The 17,826-nt window shown below is 45.6% G+C and carries 16 protein-coding genes, 1 riboswitch and 1 other annotated feature; of the genes, 11 read left to right on the top strand and 5 right to left on the bottom strand.

From position 1 onward, the window contains the following. Positions 1–38: 38 nt before the first annotated feature. Positions 39–1,607 carry a phosphoenolpyruvate carboxykinase (ATP) gene (gene pckA, locus KNP94_RS08225; RefSeq protein WP_214768776.1) on the bottom strand — a complete coding sequence of 523 codons (1,569 nt, stop codon included), beginning with the start codon at positions 1,605–1,607 and terminating at the stop codon, positions 39–41. 232 nt (positions 1,608–1,839) lie between these two features. Then, a riboswitch (SAM riboswitch) is annotated at positions 1,840–1,966 on the top strand. A gap of 128 nt (positions 1,967–2,094) precedes the next feature. Between pckA and metK the strand changes: the two genes are divergently transcribed. From metK to KNP94_RS08210, 3 genes are all read left to right on the top strand, one after another. Then, positions 2,095–3,303 carry a methionine adenosyltransferase gene (gene metK, locus KNP94_RS08220; protein WP_088837662.1) on the top strand — a complete coding sequence of 403 codons (1,209 nt, stop codon included), beginning with the start codon at positions 2,095–2,097 and terminating at the stop codon, positions 3,301–3,303. Between the two features lie 141 nt (positions 3,304–3,444). After that, positions 3,445–3,933, top strand: a complete 489-nt coding sequence (locus tag KNP94_RS08215) for a GNAT family N-acetyltransferase (protein ID WP_088837661.1) — start codon at positions 3,445–3,447, stop codon at positions 3,931–3,933. Between the two features lie 77 nt (positions 3,934–4,010). After that, complete coding sequence (locus KNP94_RS08210) at positions 4,011–4,715, top strand: alpha/beta fold hydrolase (RefSeq protein WP_088837660.1); 705 nt, start codon at positions 4,011–4,013, stop codon at positions 4,713–4,715. A gap of 38 nt (positions 4,716–4,753) precedes the next feature. Here KNP94_RS08210 and mnmM read toward each other — a convergent pair whose 3' ends face one another. Continuing rightward, positions 4,754–5,389, bottom strand: a complete 636-nt coding sequence (gene mnmM / locus KNP94_RS08205) for a tRNA 5-(aminomethyl)-2-thiouridylate-methyltransferase MnmM (RefSeq protein WP_157898525.1) — start codon at positions 5,387–5,389, stop codon at positions 4,754–4,756. A 126-nt stretch (positions 5,390–5,515) separates the two neighbouring features. Between mnmM and KNP94_RS08200 the strand changes: the two genes are divergently transcribed. The 6 genes from KNP94_RS08200 (at position 5,516) to KNP94_RS08175 (ending at position 12,430) form a co-directional block, all read left to right on the top strand. Further along, entirely contained in the window at positions 5,516–6,691 is a 1,176-nt protein-coding gene (locus KNP94_RS08200) for an MDR family MFS transporter (RefSeq protein ID WP_088837658.1), read from the top strand. A 300-nt stretch (positions 6,692–6,991) separates the two neighbouring features. Further along, complete coding sequence (locus KNP94_RS08195; protein WP_215115538.1) at positions 6,992–7,135, top strand: hypothetical protein; 144 nt, start codon at positions 6,992–6,994, stop codon at positions 7,133–7,135. Positions 7,136–7,168: 33 nt separating this feature from the next. Then, entirely contained in the window at positions 7,169–7,897 is a 729-nt protein-coding gene (locus tag KNP94_RS08190; RefSeq protein WP_088837656.1) for a peptidoglycan bridge formation glycyltransferase FemA/FemB family protein, read from the top strand. A gap of 61 nt (positions 7,898–7,958) precedes the next feature. Further along, positions 7,959–8,603 carry an HAD family hydrolase gene (locus tag KNP94_RS08185; RefSeq protein ID WP_088837655.1) on the top strand — a complete coding sequence of 215 codons (645 nt, stop codon included), beginning with the start codon at positions 7,959–7,961 and terminating at the stop codon, positions 8,601–8,603. A 39-nt stretch (positions 8,604–8,642) separates the two neighbouring features. After that, positions 8,643–8,865, top strand: a binding site (T-box leader). Between the two features lie 46 nt (positions 8,866–8,911). Further along, positions 8,912–11,317: a leucine--tRNA ligase gene (gene leuS, locus KNP94_RS08180; RefSeq protein ID WP_214767963.1), complete on the top strand. Its 2,406-nt coding sequence runs from the start codon at positions 8,912–8,914 to the stop codon at positions 11,315–11,317. Between the two features lie 132 nt (positions 11,318–11,449). Next, positions 11,450–12,430: a hypothetical protein gene (locus KNP94_RS08175; protein WP_214767961.1), complete on the top strand. Its 981-nt coding sequence runs from the start codon at positions 11,450–11,452 to the stop codon at positions 12,428–12,430. A gap of 61 nt (positions 12,431–12,491) precedes the next feature. Here the strand turns inward: KNP94_RS08175 and KNP94_RS08170 are convergent, their stop codons facing one another. After that, positions 12,492–13,757 (bottom strand): BaiN/RdsA family NAD(P)/FAD-dependent oxidoreductase, encoded by a 1,266-nt coding sequence (locus KNP94_RS08170; protein ID WP_088837652.1) that lies wholly within the window; start codon positions 13,755–13,757, stop codon positions 12,492–12,494. A 379-nt stretch (positions 13,758–14,136) separates the two neighbouring features. On the opposite strand from KNP94_RS08170, the gene KNP94_RS08165 reads away from it, so the two are divergent. After that, positions 14,137–15,801 carry a putative polysaccharide biosynthesis protein gene (locus tag KNP94_RS08165; protein ID WP_088837651.1) on the top strand — a complete coding sequence of 555 codons (1,665 nt, stop codon included), beginning with the start codon at positions 14,137–14,139 and terminating at the stop codon, positions 15,799–15,801. Further along, positions 15,788–16,507, top strand: a complete 720-nt coding sequence (locus tag KNP94_RS08160) for a pseudouridine synthase (RefSeq protein ID WP_029331204.1) — start codon at positions 15,788–15,790, stop codon at positions 16,505–16,507. The genes KNP94_RS08165 and KNP94_RS08160 overlap by 14 nt, the downstream gene beginning before the upstream one ends. Positions 16,508–16,581: 74 nt before the next feature. On the opposite strand, the gene KNP94_RS08155 is transcribed toward KNP94_RS08160, so the two are convergent. Together KNP94_RS08155 and KNP94_RS08150 are read right to left on the bottom strand one after the other, a co-directional pair. Then, on the bottom strand, positions 16,582–17,214 hold the full coding sequence (locus KNP94_RS08155; protein WP_088837650.1) for an SDR family oxidoreductase: 633 nt from the start codon (positions 17,212–17,214) through the stop codon (positions 16,582–16,584). A 110-nt stretch (positions 17,215–17,324) separates the two neighbouring features. Next, positions 17,325–17,543, bottom strand: a complete 219-nt coding sequence (locus tag KNP94_RS08150) for a DeoR family transcriptional regulator (RefSeq protein ID WP_029331202.1) — start codon at positions 17,541–17,543, stop codon at positions 17,325–17,327. Between the last annotated feature and the right edge of the window lie 283 nt (positions 17,544–17,826).

The following is a 17,826-nucleotide window of genomic DNA, read 5'->3' as shown; positions in this document are numbered from 1 at the left end:
CATACAGTGTCTGGTGCCTTTTAATTATCTTAATTTAATTAAACACGTGGCCCTGCTGATTTGATTTCAGTAGTTGCACTGTCGAACCGTGTGAAATTTTGTTTGAATTTAGTCGCCAAAGCCCGTGCTTGTTGTTCATACGCATCAGCATCCGACCAAACTTTGACAGGGTTGAGCAAGTCGCTTGGGACACCAGGGACTTCGAGCGGCATGTGTAGCCCGAAAATCGGATGCTCTTCCGTCGGGATATCAGCGAGTGTGCCGTTGACAGCTGCATTGACCATCGTCCGTGTATATGCAAGCTTCATCCGACTTCCCGTCCCATATGCGCCACCCGTCCAGCCTGTATTGACGAGGTAAACCGTGACACCGTGCCGGTCGATGAGCTCACCGAGCATCGTTGCATATTTTTCAGGAATGAGCGGTAAGAAGGGTGAACCGAAGCATGTCGAGAATGTCGCTTCCGGTTCTGTTACGCCACGCTCTGTCCCGGCTAACTTCGATGTATACCCGGATAAGAAGTGATACATCGCTTGCTCCTTCGTCAACTTACTGATTGGCGGCAGGACGCCGTAAGCATCAGCTGTTAAAAAGACAATCGTTTTCGGATGTCCGGCGCGTGATGGTACTGCAATATTATCAATCGCTGTAATCGGATAAGCGGCCCGTGTGTTTTCCGTTTTTGACGTATCATCATAGTCAGGAATTCGTGCATCATCGAGGACGACGTTTTCAAGGACAGTGCCAAACCGAATCGCATCAAAGATTTGTGGTTCTTTTTCGCGCGATAGGTTGACCGTTTTTGCGTAACAGCCACCTTCGATATTGAAGACGCCGTCGTTGGACCACCCGTGCTCATCGTCACCAATCAATTGACGACTGTCGTCAGCAGACAGTGTGGTCTTACCAGTACCGGATAATCCGAAGAATAAGGCGACGTCACCCTCATGACCGACGTTAGCCGAGCAATGCATCGATAAGACGTCTCGTTGAGGTAAAAGGTAGTTCATGACAGAGAAAATCGATTTTTTGATTTCGCCCGCATATTCTGTTCCACCGATTAAGACAATCCGATGTTCGAATGACATGGCGATGAACGTTTCGGAATTCGTTCCATCGACTTTCGGATCTGCTTTGAAGTGAGGCGCATAAATAACCGTGAAAGGCTCAAAAGCAGCTTCTGTCGGATATTCACGCAAAAATAGTTGTTTTGCAAACAAATTATGCCAAGCATATTGTGTCACGATCCGAACCGGAAGGGTAAAATGAGTGTCTGCACCAGCAGCAGCTTCTGTGTAGTAGAGCTGATCTGCTTCATTCATGTAGCGAAGAACTTTTTGTAAAAGTTGCTCGAAGTTGTCTGCTTCCATCGGTTGATTGACATGGCCCCAATCGATATGTGACTCGCATGACTGATCGCGAACAATGAACTTGTCTTTAGGTGAACGACCTGTAAATTTCCCCGTTTCTACAGACAGAGCGCCATTTTCAGCAAGAACCCCTTCTTCGTTACGAATTGCATGTTCGACTAGCTCAGCAACAGATAGTTGTTTGAACACATGCTCCTTCTTGAGTAGCTCTTCGATATTCAGGACCGTCATCGGCATCCTGACCCCACCTTTCCCCTACGTTGGTTTAGCTCTGGCATTTAGTATGACACATTTATTATATATGACATACTAAAGGATGAGCAATCCTTTTTTAGCGCTGATTTCTATTTATTTGGAAACGCTTTCAGCATTAACAGTTTAACATCTCTTCGGGAAAGTTTCGACTAGAAATTAAAACGTAGCTTGACAGAGTGGTCACAACTTTATATCATGTAATTCGTAACGGATACTCTTATTCTGAGCAGGTGGAGGGAACAAGGCCCGAAGAAACCCGGCAACCGTCCTACATTAAGAATTCTATTAATGAAGGAAAAGGTGCTCTCCTGAAGCGAAGTAAACACTTCGAACGATAAGAGGGTAAAGGAAGAACGCACAACCTTTCCCTGACCATTTTTTGGACATGGAGAGGTTTTTTTCATTTTACCGTCCCACTCAACTAGGGGAAATGAGTACACCGTCAAATTCTTTTTTGGGAGGGTCAAACATGACAAACCTTAATCGCCGACTATTTACGTCGGAGTCAGTTACTGAAGGTCACCCGGATAAAATCTGTGACCAAATCTCGGATTCTATCTTAGATGCAATCCTCGCAGCCGATCCGAATGCTCGTGTCGCTGCTGAAACATCTGTCACGACAGGACTTGTCCTCGTCGCAGGTGAAATCACGACATCGACTTATGTCGATATCCCGAAAGTCGTTCGCGAAACAATTCGTGAGATTGGCTATACACGCGCTAAATATGGTTTCGATGCAGACACTTGTGCTGTATTGACTTCAATCGATGAGCAATCAGCAGATATCGCTCTCGGTGTTGACCAAGCGCTTGAAGCACGCGAAGGTAACATGTCAGATGAAGAAATCGATGCAATCGGTGCAGGGGACCAAGGTCTCATGTTCGGTTATGCAACGAAAGAAACGCCTGAATTGATGCCACTTCCGATCTCACTTTCACACAAACTTGCTCGTCGTCTCGCAGAAGTCCGTAAAACTGGACAACTTGACTACCTCCGTCCGGATGGTAAGACGCAAGTAACTGTAGAATACAATGAGAACAACGAACCGGTTCGTGTCGATACAATCGTCATCTCAACACAACATGCAGAAGAAGTGACGCTTGAGCAAATCCAAGCAGACCTGAAAGAGCATGTCATCGCACCTGTGATTCCATCAGAATACATCGATGCGGAAACAAAGTTCTTCATTAACCCGACAGGTCGCTTCGTCATCGGTGGACCACAAGGTGATGCAGGATTAACTGGACGTAAAATCATCGTTGATACGTATGGTGGCTATGCACGTCATGGCGGCGGCGCATTCTCTGGTAAAGATCCAACAAAAGTTGACCGTTCTGCAGCATATGCAGCACGTTACGTCGCGAAAAACCTCGTAGCTTCTGGTCTTGCAGATAAAGCAGAAGTTCAACTTGCGTATGCGATTGGTGTCGCGCACCCAGTATCGATTGCAGTTGATACGTTTGGAACAGGTAAACTTCCAGAAGCACAACTCGTCGAACTCGTTGCCGAAAATTTCGATCTTCGCCCAGCAGGGATCATCAAGATGCTTGATCTTCGCCGTCCGATTTATCGTCAGACAGCAGCTTATGGTCATTTCGGTCGTACAGATATCGAATTACCATGGGAGCAAACTGATAAAGCAGCAATTCTTGAAGAACAAGCGAAACGATTCGCTTAATTTTCAGTTCAGAAGCAGACTCGCACGAGTTTGTTTCTGAACTTTTTTTGTTTGTCTCGAATTTTGGAGGGAAACGAATGATTTTTCTAGAACAGGGTAAAAGAACATGTACCGGTAAACGGAAAAAAGGGGGAGTCCGATATGGAGATACGCGAAGCAATTCCTACTGATGCGGCACGCATTCATGATATTGCCATCACCTCTTGGATGGATACGTATGAAGAGATTTACTCGGAAAGCTCGAAAGCCCATTTCGTACAAGAGGCGTATCCGCAAGAAGAAGTCGTTCGAGCAATTCGGACGGCGGAGGAAGCGCGGGGAGAATATTTCAATGTCGCCATTATCGAGGAAGAAATCGTCGGTTTCATCCATGCAATCGATGTTGACGGCACGTGGGAAATCGTTCGCTTGTACGTACTACCGAAATATCAACAAAATGGGATTGGGCGAAAGTTGATTCGTGAACTTGAACACCAAGGTGCTTCCCCAATTGAAGTCTACGTTGAATCAAGAAATTATAAAGCGCGCCAGTTTCTAGTCTCTTTCGGTTTTAAAGAAGAAAGTGAAACGACTGAAGAAATTTTCGGTCAAGTGGAACCTGTGACACGCTTAAAGCGTATATATGAATGAAAATCCAACTTAAGATGGTTTTGACATCAAGATGTAAACGTTATAATACAGAGATACTTGTATGAAGAGGTGAGTTTGTGGAAGATCAAGCAACAGGAATTATCGTACTTGTCTATCCCCTTCAACTGCGAGCGACGCCGAGCGATGCGTTAATTCGAGTCCTTGAAAAGGATTATGAAGTGTTACGTGTAGATGCTCCGCGCCGGATATCGCTTGAGGAACATCAACAACTGCTGAAGGATGCTTTACGAGAAGCCGGAAAACGAAAGTTACCGATTCACATCATAGCCTGCAGCATGGGCGCACTCGTCGTCAACCGGCTACTGCAGGAATATGAATTGCCGATTGCGAGTTTGTCGTATATTTCGCCGTTATTTGATTGGCATAATTCAAAACAACTCGGTGGCGTCAAACAAGTATTTGCAAGTGCATTCGATCGTTTTCGACCGGATGCGCCACTCGGGATGTTGCCGTTTGGTCAAAATAGTGAAGATACGGCACGTCTCGGAGAGTTGACATATGCACAGTACCGGGAGATTGAAGAAGAAATCGTCCTACATGATGAAGAGCGGAAGAAATTACCACGAGTCAACCTCGCTTGTTTTTATGCACCGGACGATCAATTCGCGGACGTAAAATATACGTTAGAGATTTGCCGGAAAATGGGTGGCGATCAAATCTATCTTCAACGGCTCCATGGATTTCCGCATTTCAGCTTTGAACGTCTCAATACGCGGTTCGCTGAAAAATTATTGCTTTTTTTGAAGATGGTTGAGGAATGACAAAAAAGACGCTGTCGTGCTGACAGCGTCTTTTACTATTAATCGAGTGTTTGCTTTTTTAATTTTTTTTCGATGGCGATGATGAAAGGAGGATTGTTTTGTTGATTGAGAAAACGATACTGTAAGACGGCGTAGTCTTGCTGCGAAAGACTTTCGACATAATCGAGAACAGCATCCCGTTCACGTCTTCCTTCTACATGTCCATGATAGATGACGAGGACGATTAAACCGCCGGGTACGAGGACAGGTAACAAAGCACCTAGCGCTTCTAACGTATCTTCACCGGTCGTCGTGACGGACTTGTCACTTCCTGGTAAATAACCAAGATTGAAAACGCCCGCTCGAATCGGACGGGCTTCATTAACGAGGCGTGCGCCAACATGAATATGACTTTCGTGGTAAAGATCGACCCACTCTTTGACGTGAGCGGTTTCTAGACGACGTTTCGTTTCTTCAATCGCTTGTTCTTGTACATCGAAGGCGATGACACGACCGTCTGGTCCGACTTGTTCCGCAAGAAACAAGGTATCGTGACCATTTCCGGCAGTCATATCGACGACACAATCTCCTTCGTGGATGACAGATTCTAAGAGTTCTTTGGCATAAGGTAAGACGCGGGCTAGTGACATGGGTTCAGACTCCTGTTCAAGTAAGATTATTCTTTGTTCGTTCATCACGTATTCTTTTGTTCCTGATTATACCATTATTCCGATAATTCATTCAAAATGAAGTTTCTTGACAGAGCACAGAACAATTTCGTAAAGTGGCAAGGGTGAGAACTATATTGGAGGACACCTATTATGCCGAAATTACCTCGTGCGGTCTGGATCCTCGTGTTGGCGATGGCGATCAATACGACAGGAGCCTCTTTTTTATGGCCGTTTAATACATTATATATTCATGAATACTTAGGCGAATCCATGACCAAGGCAGGAATGGCCTTGTTCGTCAACTCTGCGCTCGCAATCGTCGGAAATTACATGGGTGGAAAAGCGTTTGATCGTTTAGGTGGGAAGCGGACGCTCATCATCAGTGTCATCGGACTCGTGATTGCTTCGATTGGTCTGCTGTTGTTCCATCAGACATTCATTGGTTATGTGACGATGCTTGGATTGATCGGTTTCGTCGGGGGGATGGTGTTCCCGACGATTTACGCATTAACCGGTCTGATTTGGCCAAAAGGCGGACGACGTGCCTTTAATGCAATCTATGTAGCACAAAACGTTGGAGTTGCGCTCGGTACGGCAGTCAGTGGTCAAATTGCTGCGATTGATATTCAATTTATCTTCATCGCGAACTTATTGCTCTATGTAGTGTTTGCGATTGTTCTGTTCATAGGTTTGAACTGGATTCAGGCGCCGCAGGTTAAACGACAAAAAGAGTTTACGACGGAAGAAGTCCGTGAGCCGTTATCGAAGGAGTCGGTTCGGACGATGCTCTACGTTTCAGTCGGGTATGCGTTGCTTTGGTTCGTTTACGTACAATGGCAAGGAACGTTTGCCGTCCACACGAAATCACTTGGTGTGACGATTTCCGAGTACTCGATTTTATGGACAATCAATGGAGCATTAATCGTCTTCGCACAACCGCTCTTGACGCCGATTTTAAGATGGTTCGGAGATGATTTAAAACGTCAATTATTGACGGGAACGGGCATCTTCTTATTATCCTATCTCATCGTACCGTTTGCTGAAGGGTTTGAAATGTTTCTTGTTGCGATGGTCATTTTAACGGTTGGAGAGATGTTCATCTGGCCAGCTGTCCCTGCGATGGCGGCACGACTTGCACCGATCGGTAAAGAAGGGGAATTCCAAGGGTACGTCAACATTGCGGCTTCCGCTGGACGGATGATTAGTCCGACGGTCGGTGGATTGATTTACGATTTATCTGGGATGAATGCGGTCTTCTTGACGCTAATCGGATTGATTTTACTTGCAGGTATCGTATTTGTTCGAGCAATTCCTAAAATCAATTAAGATATCTTAGACCAACTGTTTCGAAAAAGAAATAGTTGGTCTTTTTTTGCTGGACGGAATAAAAAGAAATCAAACAGGGTAGTGACTTAAAGAGGTAAAATTTAATTAATTAACCAAATTAAAGAAATTTAATTTTATTTTTATGGTCTGTTTTTTAACAGGAGGTGTACCATAATGGCAAAGTGCGTTTTCATCGACGATTAGGCAACTTGGACAGCACTTATTCGCAATCAGCCGCTAGACATCTTTTACAGTTATGAATACGTTATGTTAAATGCACGAGAAGGGGAACATCCCGGGTTGATTTATTTTCAAGGAGAGGCCGGGAAACTGTTTTATCCTTTCTTAAAACGAGCTATTTTTGATACGGAGTATTGGGATTTGATTACTCCATACGGATATGGCGGTCCTGAAGTGGTGGGTGATTTGACTGAAAAGGAGTGAGCAGAGGCTCGAACTTCCTTTTATGACTGGGCATTGCAGAAAAAGATTGTCACAGAGTTGATCCGATACAATCCGTTGACTGAAAATCAGCGGTTTGCGCACCACTGGACGCAAAAAGAATTTATTCGACATACTACGAGTATCGACTTACGACCATCCGTAGAAGAAATTACACAGACATTTCATAAAAAGACGCGGAGTATGGTTCGGAAATCATTGGCTTCTGACTTAGTTGTCCGACGAGGGACACACGAAGATTTACAATCATTCATTCAGTTGTATTATCAGACGATGGACCGAAAGGATGCCTCGAGCCATTACTACTTTTCTCGAGACTACTTCGAACAGTTATTTGAGTCGACGAGCCTCTGTACGCCGCTCCTCTTGATTGCAGAACTTAACGAGGAAATCATCGGAGGTTACTTCGTTTTACTTGGCCGAGAATTTGCACATGGTCATTTGATTGGCTGTAAGCGGGATGAACATAAGGTCTATCCAAATCAACGGTTAGAATTTGAGGCTATTTTATGTGCGAAAGATGCCGGGTTGGTCGAACAGCATTTAGGTGGCGGGTATAAAGAGCGTGATAGCCTGTTCGAGAGTAAGTGTCGCTATACGGGCTATCGTTTATTTGAATATCATTTAGGAAAAAATGTTCTACTGCCTGCTCAATATGAACAACTGTGCCAGCTCTATGGAGACGGAGAGTTGGAACATTATTTTCCGGGATATCGTTCGCAACCAACACTGATTTCGAAATGATAAAAACGACAGTCCATCACTGTCGTTTTTTTTGTTAAAATCAAAAAAAGGAGTGAATGGGATGCAAACGAGGGGTTTAATCTTCGATATGGATGGCGTCATTTTAGATAGTGAAATTCGCTACTTTGGGGTACATAAAAAAATGTTTCATCAACTCGGGATTCCACTTGATTTAGTTCAATATGCGACCTTCATGGGTAAGACGGGCGACGAGATGTGGCAGGAATTAATTGAACAACATCGCTTACCGCATCAAACGGATGTGTTACTTGCACAGGAACATGACTTATTTCAACAACACGCCAAGCCGGAAGACTGTGGATTAAAGGAAGGGGTTCATGAGTTGATGAGTATCGCTCGAAGCGAAGGTTACGGGATTGCAATTGCATCATCGAGTTCGCTTGAAAAAATTGAACGCGTCATCGCATTTTATGGGTTGACAGTCGACGCCTACACGAGCGGTTTTGAAGTCCCGCGCTCTAAACCGGACCCAGCTATCTTCGAGCTGACAGCAAAACGGATGGGTCTCGCCCCAGAGTCATGTATCGTCATTGAGGACGCGGCGAACGGCATGATGGGGGCGAAAAAAGCTGGGATGGAAGTCATCGCGTTACTCGACGACCGGATGCCGGGGCAGATGTTACATCACGCGGATCATCAGGTTTCAACACATGCTGCGATTGGAGAAATTTTACGGAAACGTTGACGGTTGATTAAGATTCAGATTAAACTAACTAATAGATAGTCAGATGCAACGAACTGAAGTAGTAGTGGAGACATTCCGTTTAGAGAACTGGTGGGTGGTGCAAACCAGTCGGAACTGTCCATGAACTCGTCAGGGAGCATGATTCGTGAACAACGAGTAGCGAATCCGGTCCTTCACACCGTTATCTGTGAGTCAAGCGGTCTGTCATTGACAGACAACGTGGGTGGTACCGCGGAAGCCAAACCGGTCTTTCGTCCCTATTCTTAGGGGCGGAGGACCGGTTTTTTTAATCAGAGGAGGAAGAATAGATGTCGTATAATCATCGTGAGATTGAACCAAAATGGCAAGCGCGCTGGGAACAGGATAACGCGTTCGTAACGACGGAAGACCCAAGTAAGGAAGGCTTTTATGCCCTCGACATGTTTCCTTATCCATCGGGAGCAGGACTGCATGTCGGACACCCGGAAGGATACACGGCAACGGATATCCTCGCACGGATGAAACGGATGCAAGGGTATAACGTCCTTCACCCAATGGGATGGGATGCGTTCGGACTCCCGGCAGAACAGTATGCACTCGATACGGGGAATGACCCGCGTGAGTTCACGGCACAAAATATTGAAACGTTCAAACGTCAGTTGAAAGACCTCGGTTTTTCATATGATTGGGACCGTGAAATCAATACGACGGATCCGAAATACTACAAATGGACACAGTGGATCTTTACACAACTGTACGAAAAAGGACTTGCGTTCGTCGATGAAGTGGCAGTCAACTGGTGCCCGGCACTTGGAACGGTCCTTGCGAATGAAGAAGTCATCGATGGATTGTCTGAACGTGGAAATCATCCCGTCGTCCGTGTCCCGATGCGCCAGTGGGTCCTTAAGATTACGGAATACGCGGACCGTCTCCTCGACGATTTAGATGAACTCGATTGGCCGGAGTCGGTGAAAGAAATGCAGCGGAACTGGATTGGTAAATCGGAAGGTGCGGAAATCGACTTTACGATTGACGGCCACAAAAAACAAGTCACGGTCTTCACGACACGTCCGGATACAGTCTTCGGCGCAACGTACCTCGTCTTAGCACCGGAGCATCCATTCGTCGCGGACATCATGACAGCAGAACATCAGGCAGCAGTCGAACGTTATATCGCGTCTGTTCAGACGAAATCGGATCTTGAACGGACGGATCTTGCAAAAGAGAAGACAGGTGTCTTCACGGGTGCGTTCGCCGTCAACCCGATTTCTGGCGAACGTCTTCCGATCTGGATTGCCGACTATGTTCTTGCGACGTATGGAACAGGTGCCATCATGGCCGTTCCGGCACATGACGAACGCGATCATGAGTTTGCGAAACAGTTTGACCTTCCAATCATCGAAGTCGTAAAAGGCGGAAATGTCGACGAAGCAGCGTATACGGGAGAAGGGGAGCATGTCAATTCACAAATGCTCGACGGTCTCTCGAAGGCGGACGCAATCGAAACCATCATCGCGGAACTCGAAACGAACCAAGTCGGACGGAAGAAAATTACGTATCGTCTGCGTGACTGGCTCTTTAGCCGTCAACGCTATTGGGGCGAGCCGATTCCAGTCGTCCATATGGAAGATGGAACGATGAAGACGCTGGATAAAGAAGAGTTGCCGCTTGAACTTCCGATGATTCCTGAAATCAAACCGTCGGGAACAGGAGAGTCGCCGCTTGCTCTTGCAGAAGAGTGGCTCGACTATACGGATCCTGTGACAGGGATGAAAGGACGCCGCGAAACGAACACGATGCCACAATGGGGCGGTAGCTGCTGGTACTACCTTCGTTTCATCGATCCGCATAATGAAGAGGCACTCGCGGATCCGGAGAAATTAAAATACTGGCTTCCGGTCGATATTTATATCGGTGGGGCAGAACATGCGGTCCTTCACTTACTGTACGCACGTTTCTGGCACAAAGTGTTATACGACATCGGCGTTGTTCCGACGAAAGAGCCATTCCAAAAGCTGTATAACCAAGGGATGATTCTTGGCGAAAACAACGAAAAAATGTCTAAATCACGCGGGAACGTCATCAATCCGGATGAAATCGTCAAATCACACGGAGCAGATACGCTTCGTCTGTACGAAATGTTCATGGGACCACTCGATGCGTCCGTATCTTGGTCGGAAAATGGGCTCGACGGTGCACGTCGCTTCCTTGACCGCGTCTGGCGTTTGTTCGAACGGACTGCAGACATTCAAGATGTCGAGACGGTTGATGCCGACTTTGAACGTGTCTATCACCAGACCGTCAAGAAAGTGACGGAAGACTTCTCGAACATTCAATTCAACACAGGGATTTCGCAGTTGATGGTCTTCGTCAACGAAGCGAACAAACAGCAAGTGTTACCGCGTCACTTCCTTCGTGGATTCATTCAGTTGTTGACACCAGTCGCACCTCACCTCGGGGAAGAGTTATGGGAGCAACTAGGGTTTGAAGAGACATTAACGTATGCGGCATGGCCGACATATGATGAAACGAAACTCGTCAGTGATACGATAGAGTTCGTCATTCAAGTCAACGGAAAAGTCCGTTCAAAATTGACAATCAGTATCGACGCAACAAAAGAAGAAATCGAAGCACTCGCTTTTGCAGATGAAAAAACAAAAGAGTGGATTGGCGACAAGACGGTTCGTAAAGTCATCGTCGTACCGAAAAAGCTCATCAATATCGTAGCAAACTAATACGAATCCCCTTGCCCATGTAGTCATGGGGGAAGGGGATTGTTTTTGAATTCAGTCTCGCGTCCGCTTTTTTTTTAGTGCGCCTTCTGCTACACTGAATCAGAAACCGAGAGAGAAAGGCGATTTGTGTAAATGAAACGATCCTATATAGTCTATACAACGATTTTTGCCGTCGTCTCCGGTCTGATCCTTTGTATTCTACTCGTCTTCTCAAAACCAGAGACGTTAGTGCAAATTCAAGAGACCTTCACAAAAATCGAGACGCAATCAAAACACCAAGCGGCTGTCAAACAAGTGCCGCCAAGCCTTCCTTCTTCGATTCCGAATCCGGAAGAACCATTAATCAAGGATGTTCAACAGATGTTATATGATGATTCGATTGGTTCCTATCTTGTTGTGACGGAAGATTATCATTTCTTTGAAGTCAGTGGGACGGGCGAGCGAATCAATGCTTCCTTCCAATTGAAGAATGATGGCAAACTGTTACTCGCAGGGCTTGATGGAATGGCACTCGTTGATGGTGAAACGGTTGCATTGCTGACATCAAATCAAATTCTTGTGACGATTACGCGAAAAGACGGTGCATGGTCGGAAGAAACGCGTGAAAAAATCAAAGGCACGACCATTCGAGATAATTTTCATGGGCTTGGGTACGATGCTGAAGAAAAAGAATTTTACACGATCAATAACATCCGGTCGTTAGGGCGCATCGAATTGACGTATTTTAAAATGAAGCAAGATGAAATTAAAATTGATCCTGATGCGACAGCAAAAGAGAAAAAGAAACTCAAGAAAAAGCAGAAACCTCCGTATTTGACGGTTGTTACGCGAGATCGAATCGATGCTGCAGATGGTATGCGGGCAGATGCAAAAAAAGCATTTGAAGAAAATTTCCGTCCGATTGGACTCGCAGAACGACAAGGGCGCATTTATACGTTGGACTCCGATTCCTTGTATCTTTATTCGATTGATGCGAAGGATAAGACGATCACGGGAGAATCTGCAAGTCCGAAAGTATACGGGGCAGAAGGAATCTTTGTTCAAGACAATGAACTGTTTGCTTTGGTCGAAACAGATAAATTTTCGAGCCGTTCGTTTACCCCGATCGATTGATCAAAAAAATTAAAAAGGTGTTCGTTCGTGAAAAAAATCACGAACGAACACCTTTTTTAAATTACGTCGTTTGATTGAGTAGAGCAGCATTCGTTCCGGCACAGTGTCCTGTTACAAAAGCAGCTGTAATGTTGTAGCCGCCGGTATAACCATGAATGTCTAAAATTTCTCCGGCAAAGAATAGACCGTCTGCTTTTTTCGACATCATCGTTTTTGGATGGATTTCTTTGATTGAGACCCCTCCGCCCGTGACGAAGGCTTTATCAAAATCAAGTGTCCCGGTCGCATGAAGTGGGAAACGTTTTAATGTTGTCAGCAGTTGCGTGAAATCTTGTTTCTTCACTTGCGTACAAACTTCGTCACCAAAACCGATTTGTGTGAAGAGTAATTCAAGCAAACGTTCCGGTACGAATCCCTTTAAGGCGTTTCGGACGGTTTTTTTCGGATTGGCTGCAAGCGCAGCCTGAAAACGTTCCGTCAATGCTCCGATTGATTCTTCTGGGAATAAGTCGACGGATAAATGAACGATTCGTTCGCCGGAGCGTTTGCGTTCCTTGATTGTATATTGGCTGCAACGTAGTGCGATCGGACCGCTCAGCCCGAAATGCGTAAAGAGCAAATCACCCGTGTGTGTTTTAATGGCTTTATCTTTTTTTCCGTGAACCGTCAAAGCGACGTCGCGGAGCGAGAGCCCTTGAAGTGATTTCGCTTGAATAAAAGCATCGTTCAGTAAGATCGGGACTTCGGTCGGGAAAAGTTCGGTAATCGTATGACCAGCTTTTTCAGCCCATGGGTACCCGTCACCGGTCGAACCCGTATGGGGCACGGATTGTCCACCGACTGCAACGACACAACTGTTCGCTTCAAGGCGTGTGCCGTCTTGCATGAGAACGGCTGCAAATGAACCGTCTGTGTGAAACTCGAGCGACGCGACTTCTGCATTCGTTTGAATCTCGGCACCGTGCGCTCGGATTTGATCAATCAAGACACGGACGACGTCAGCTGCTTTATCCGAGACAGGGAACATCCGCCCGTTATCTTCTTCTTTTAACGCCACACCAAACCCTTCGAACAGGTCGATGATCGACTCGTTACTGAATTGTGAAAAGGCGCTGTATAAAAAACGTCCGTTTCCTGGGATCGACTGGACGAGTTCGTCGAGCGGTTTACGATTCGTGACGTTACAACGCCCACCACCGGAAATCGCAAGTTTTCTTCCCAATTTATTTCCTTTATCGAGCAGGAGTGTTTTCGCGCCTGCTTGTAAAGAGGCGAGCGTTGCCATCAAGCCGCTCGGTCCGCCTCCGATTACGATTACATCGTACATGCTGTCACCTCATTGAATAGTTTTCTGCTTGTTCCACTTTAGCAGAAGTTCGGTCTGTAAACAAACCGTCTCTTTCTTTTATGAGAGGGGAGCGGTATAATGATTTGCAATTGTGCATCATAGAACTTGTTAATTGAGACAATATATTATGGGTTGTCAAGCGTTGAACTACCTCCACCTACGCTTCGCTTAGAGGTAGAGGATTCCTGATCTTGGTTGTTTTCAAACTAAGAGTGTCGGACAATTGACGTGTCGGAAGACACGTCTTGCCCGAAGACGATTCATCTCCCACTCACACTAGGACTACGCGCTGAACGTTTAAAAGTGGGAGTATTCTCGTCTAATTTTAATAAAAAAAGAAAGCGTGAGGGAAGTTACCATGGCCACTGTTAACAAAAAGCAATCGACTTCATCCAGTAACTCGGGATTCGTTCGTGGAACGATGCTCTTGTCTGGAGCATCACTGATTTCACGAGCCCTTGGTCTGATTTACCTGTTTCCTTTTCAGTTTATGGTCGGTGCGACCGGCATCATGTTTTATACGTATGCGTATAACTACTATGCAATCATGATCGGGCTGGCGACAGCGGGTATTCCAGTCGCCGTCTCTAAATTCGTCGCTAAATATAATGCACTTGGCGAATACGATACGAGTGAACGTCTGTATCGTTCTGGATTAAAGATCATGTCTTTGACCGGTATCGTTTCGTTCATCGCCTTATTCTTACTTGCCCCCTATCTTGCACATCGGGCAATTCCTGGCGGTGACGTCAATTCGGATTCTTACATCGATGCCGTGACGATGACGATTCGCGGGGTCAGCTTCGCGTTATTACTCATCCCACCGATGAGCATGACGCGCGGATATTTTCAAGGTTACCAATCGATGGGACCCACAGCAATTTCGCAAATTCTTGAACAAATCGTTCGAATTGTGTTTTTACTGGCAGGTGTTAGCATTGCGATTTATATCTTCGATGCGGATGCAGCATGGGCCGCAACGATTGCGACCTTCAGTGCATTCATTGGAGCAATCGGAAGTGTGGCAATCCTCGTTTACTATTTCCGGAAGCGTGCTCCCGGATTACAAGAATTACGTGACAGTCAAACGGTTCAATCACCGGAACGGCCGTTAACAGATCTTTACAAAGAACTTTTGACATATGCGATTCCGATCGTCATGGTCGGGTTATCGACGCCACTTTATCAAGTCATCGATCAAAATACGATGAACGCAGCCTTGCAAAGTATCGGGTATACACTTGAGGCAGCGGGTAACGCGACAGCGTATTTAATTGCCGACAGTCATAAAATCGTCCTGATTCCTGTTTCGGTCGCAACCGGATTGTCGTTGTCGGCAACGCCGTTGTTGACAGCATCATTCACGCAAGGCAACATGAAAAAAGTTAAAAAACAAATTTCACAAATTTATCAATTGGCATTTTTCGTCACGATTCCAGCCGTCGTCGGGATGATTTTATTGAGTCAAGAGACATTCCATGTCCTCTTCCCGAAAGACCAGGAGGCATGGGTGTATCTTTTAAGTTATGCTCCAAGTGCGCTGTTCCTAGCGCTTTACTCTGTAACGGCAGCCGTCTTACAAGGAATCAATCGCCAATACTTTACAATCATTGCGACACTTGCCGGACTAGTGACGAAGTATTTACTAAACGCACCGTTGATTCATTTGACAGGTGACGGAACGGGTGCCGGGTATGCAACGATTCTCGGGTACCTCGTCGCGACAGGGTTAATGTTCTTCCGCATCACCCAAACGGTCGATTTTCCGTTCAGTAGTGTCTTGCGCCGGACATCGTTAATCACGATCATCAGTGCCATAATGGGCATCGGTGTTGCACTCGTGAAATGGGGAATGGTTGCATTCTTGCCAGAAACGACACTTGCGTCGCTCGCGATTTTAATCGTCGGTGCGGGACTTGGCATCGTGATTTTTGCCGGATTAGCCATTTGGACGGGACTGGCAGAAGCAGTATTAGGAAGAAAATTTTCAATGAAACGAGGACGTGGCAATGCGGCTAGATAAATTGTTATCCAATATGGGGGCAGGCTCCCGTAAAGAAGTCAAACAACTCTTAAAATCCGGTGCGATTCAAGTAGATGGTGAGATTGTACTCGACCCGAAACAGCATGTCGATGTCGAGACACAAGATATTCTCATGTATGGTGAACCTGTCGTTTATCAAAAATATATCTACTTGATGATGAACAAACCGCCTGGTGTAATCAGTGCGACGGAAGACAAGCGGGACCAAACAGTGATTGAGTTATTGTTCGAGGACGTGACGTACTTCAAACCATTCCCGGTCGGGCGACTGGATAAAGACACGGAAGGTTTATTACTGTTGACGAACGACGGTTCATTTAATCATGCGTTGATGTCACCGAAAAAACATGTTGCGAAAACGTACTATGCAGAAGTCATCGGTACGTTGACGGAAGAAGACGTGATTGAAGTACAAGAAGGTGTCACGTTGGAGGATGGATATAAAACGAAACCGGGGAAACTCGTAATCTTAGAGGCAACGGATGAGACATCGACTCTGGAACTGACGATTACAGAAGGCAAGTTCCATCAAGTCAAACGGATGATGCTGGCGTTAGGAAAAGAAGTGACGTATTTAAAACGTCTATCGATTGGTGAATTGCCACTTGATTCGACACTCGAACCAGGTGAGTACCGTGAACTGACGCGTGGCGAGTTAGCGCTGTTCGACTGGACACCGGAATAAGTGTCGTGTCAAAAAACGCTCCTGCACTTGGCAGAAGCGTTTTTTTATTTGGATTCCATCAATTGAAGAGCAGATTAAACGTTCCGGAGTGCTTCCGCGATTGGGAAAGGACCGCTTAATACTTCGAATTGACGTGATTGTGTTTTGTGGTCGACTAATGTCACGAGCAGTGTGGCGACATCGGCACGTGGGACTTTACGATCTTCGTACGATTCAAAGTGTTCTTTGATTTCGACTGTACCACTTGCGTCCTCATCACTCAATGGACCAGGGCGGACGATTGTGTAATCAAGTCCACTCGCTCTTAAGTGTTCGTCGGCAGCGGCCTTTGATTCGAGATAAACTTTTAGTTCGCCACGCGGATTATCCGTACCGACAGAGCTGAGCATGATGAAGCGTTCAATTCCGTTTGCTTTTGATGCATCGATGACTTTGATGGCTCCATCTTTATCGACAGCGCGAGTCAATTCGTCCGATGCTCCACCGGCACCTGCTGCGAAAATCGTAACGTCAGCATCTTTAACGACATTCGACATGTCTTCTGTTAAATCACCGATTCGTACTTCAGATGCACCAAGAGCGATTAAATCGTTTATTTGATTTTCTTCTCGGACCACAGCAATCGCTTGATGTTGTCCTTGTTTTGCAATCAATTCAACCATTTTTCGACCTGTTGTTCCGTTTGCTCCAATAATAATGATATTCATTCAAATCATCTCCTTCTCTAGACTAGGTATACCCGTCTGTTAAAAATAAAAACAAAAAAAGACGCGAAGGATTCGCGTCGTAAAAGAAAAATAGTGTTGAAACTGCTTGATTAACCGGCTTGGCGTTGCTTTTTACTTGATGTCCAAGTACCACGTCTTGGGCTCACAATGAGATTGTTGTATTCGAGCACATTCAAATCCCGTTGAACGGTCCTTGATGTGATGCCAAACTCTTCAACCAACTCTGCTGTCGTAGTAGCTCCGTTCTCGTTGATAAAGAGATAGATCGACTTAATTCGGGTCAACATACGGTCTGTAGAATCTTTCATTGGTATAACCACTCCCCCAATGGATAGAATAGTGTTCTAAAACTTCGGGTGACAATAGACGGTGATATATCAAGTTGTTTCGTCTTTAGTATAACTCTTTCAGTATAGAATGCAAGTAATTTAACCGAACGTTATTGAAAAAAACATACAAATTGAACATTGATTAACGAATGTAATCGTTTTATTATTTTTTAATGTTCGTCTTAATAAGAGAAATGGAAGAATTAAGATTTTGGATGTTCGTAATCGCCGAACATTCGCTATACTGAAAAGGTGAACGTAT

It is taken from the genome of Exiguobacterium sp. s80, from assembly GCF_018618725.1.
Classification (GTDB): Bacteria; Bacillota; Bacilli; order Exiguobacteriales; family Exiguobacteriaceae; genus Exiguobacterium_A; species Exiguobacterium_A oxidotolerans.
This window is presented reverse-complemented; position numbering and strand designations above follow the sequence as displayed.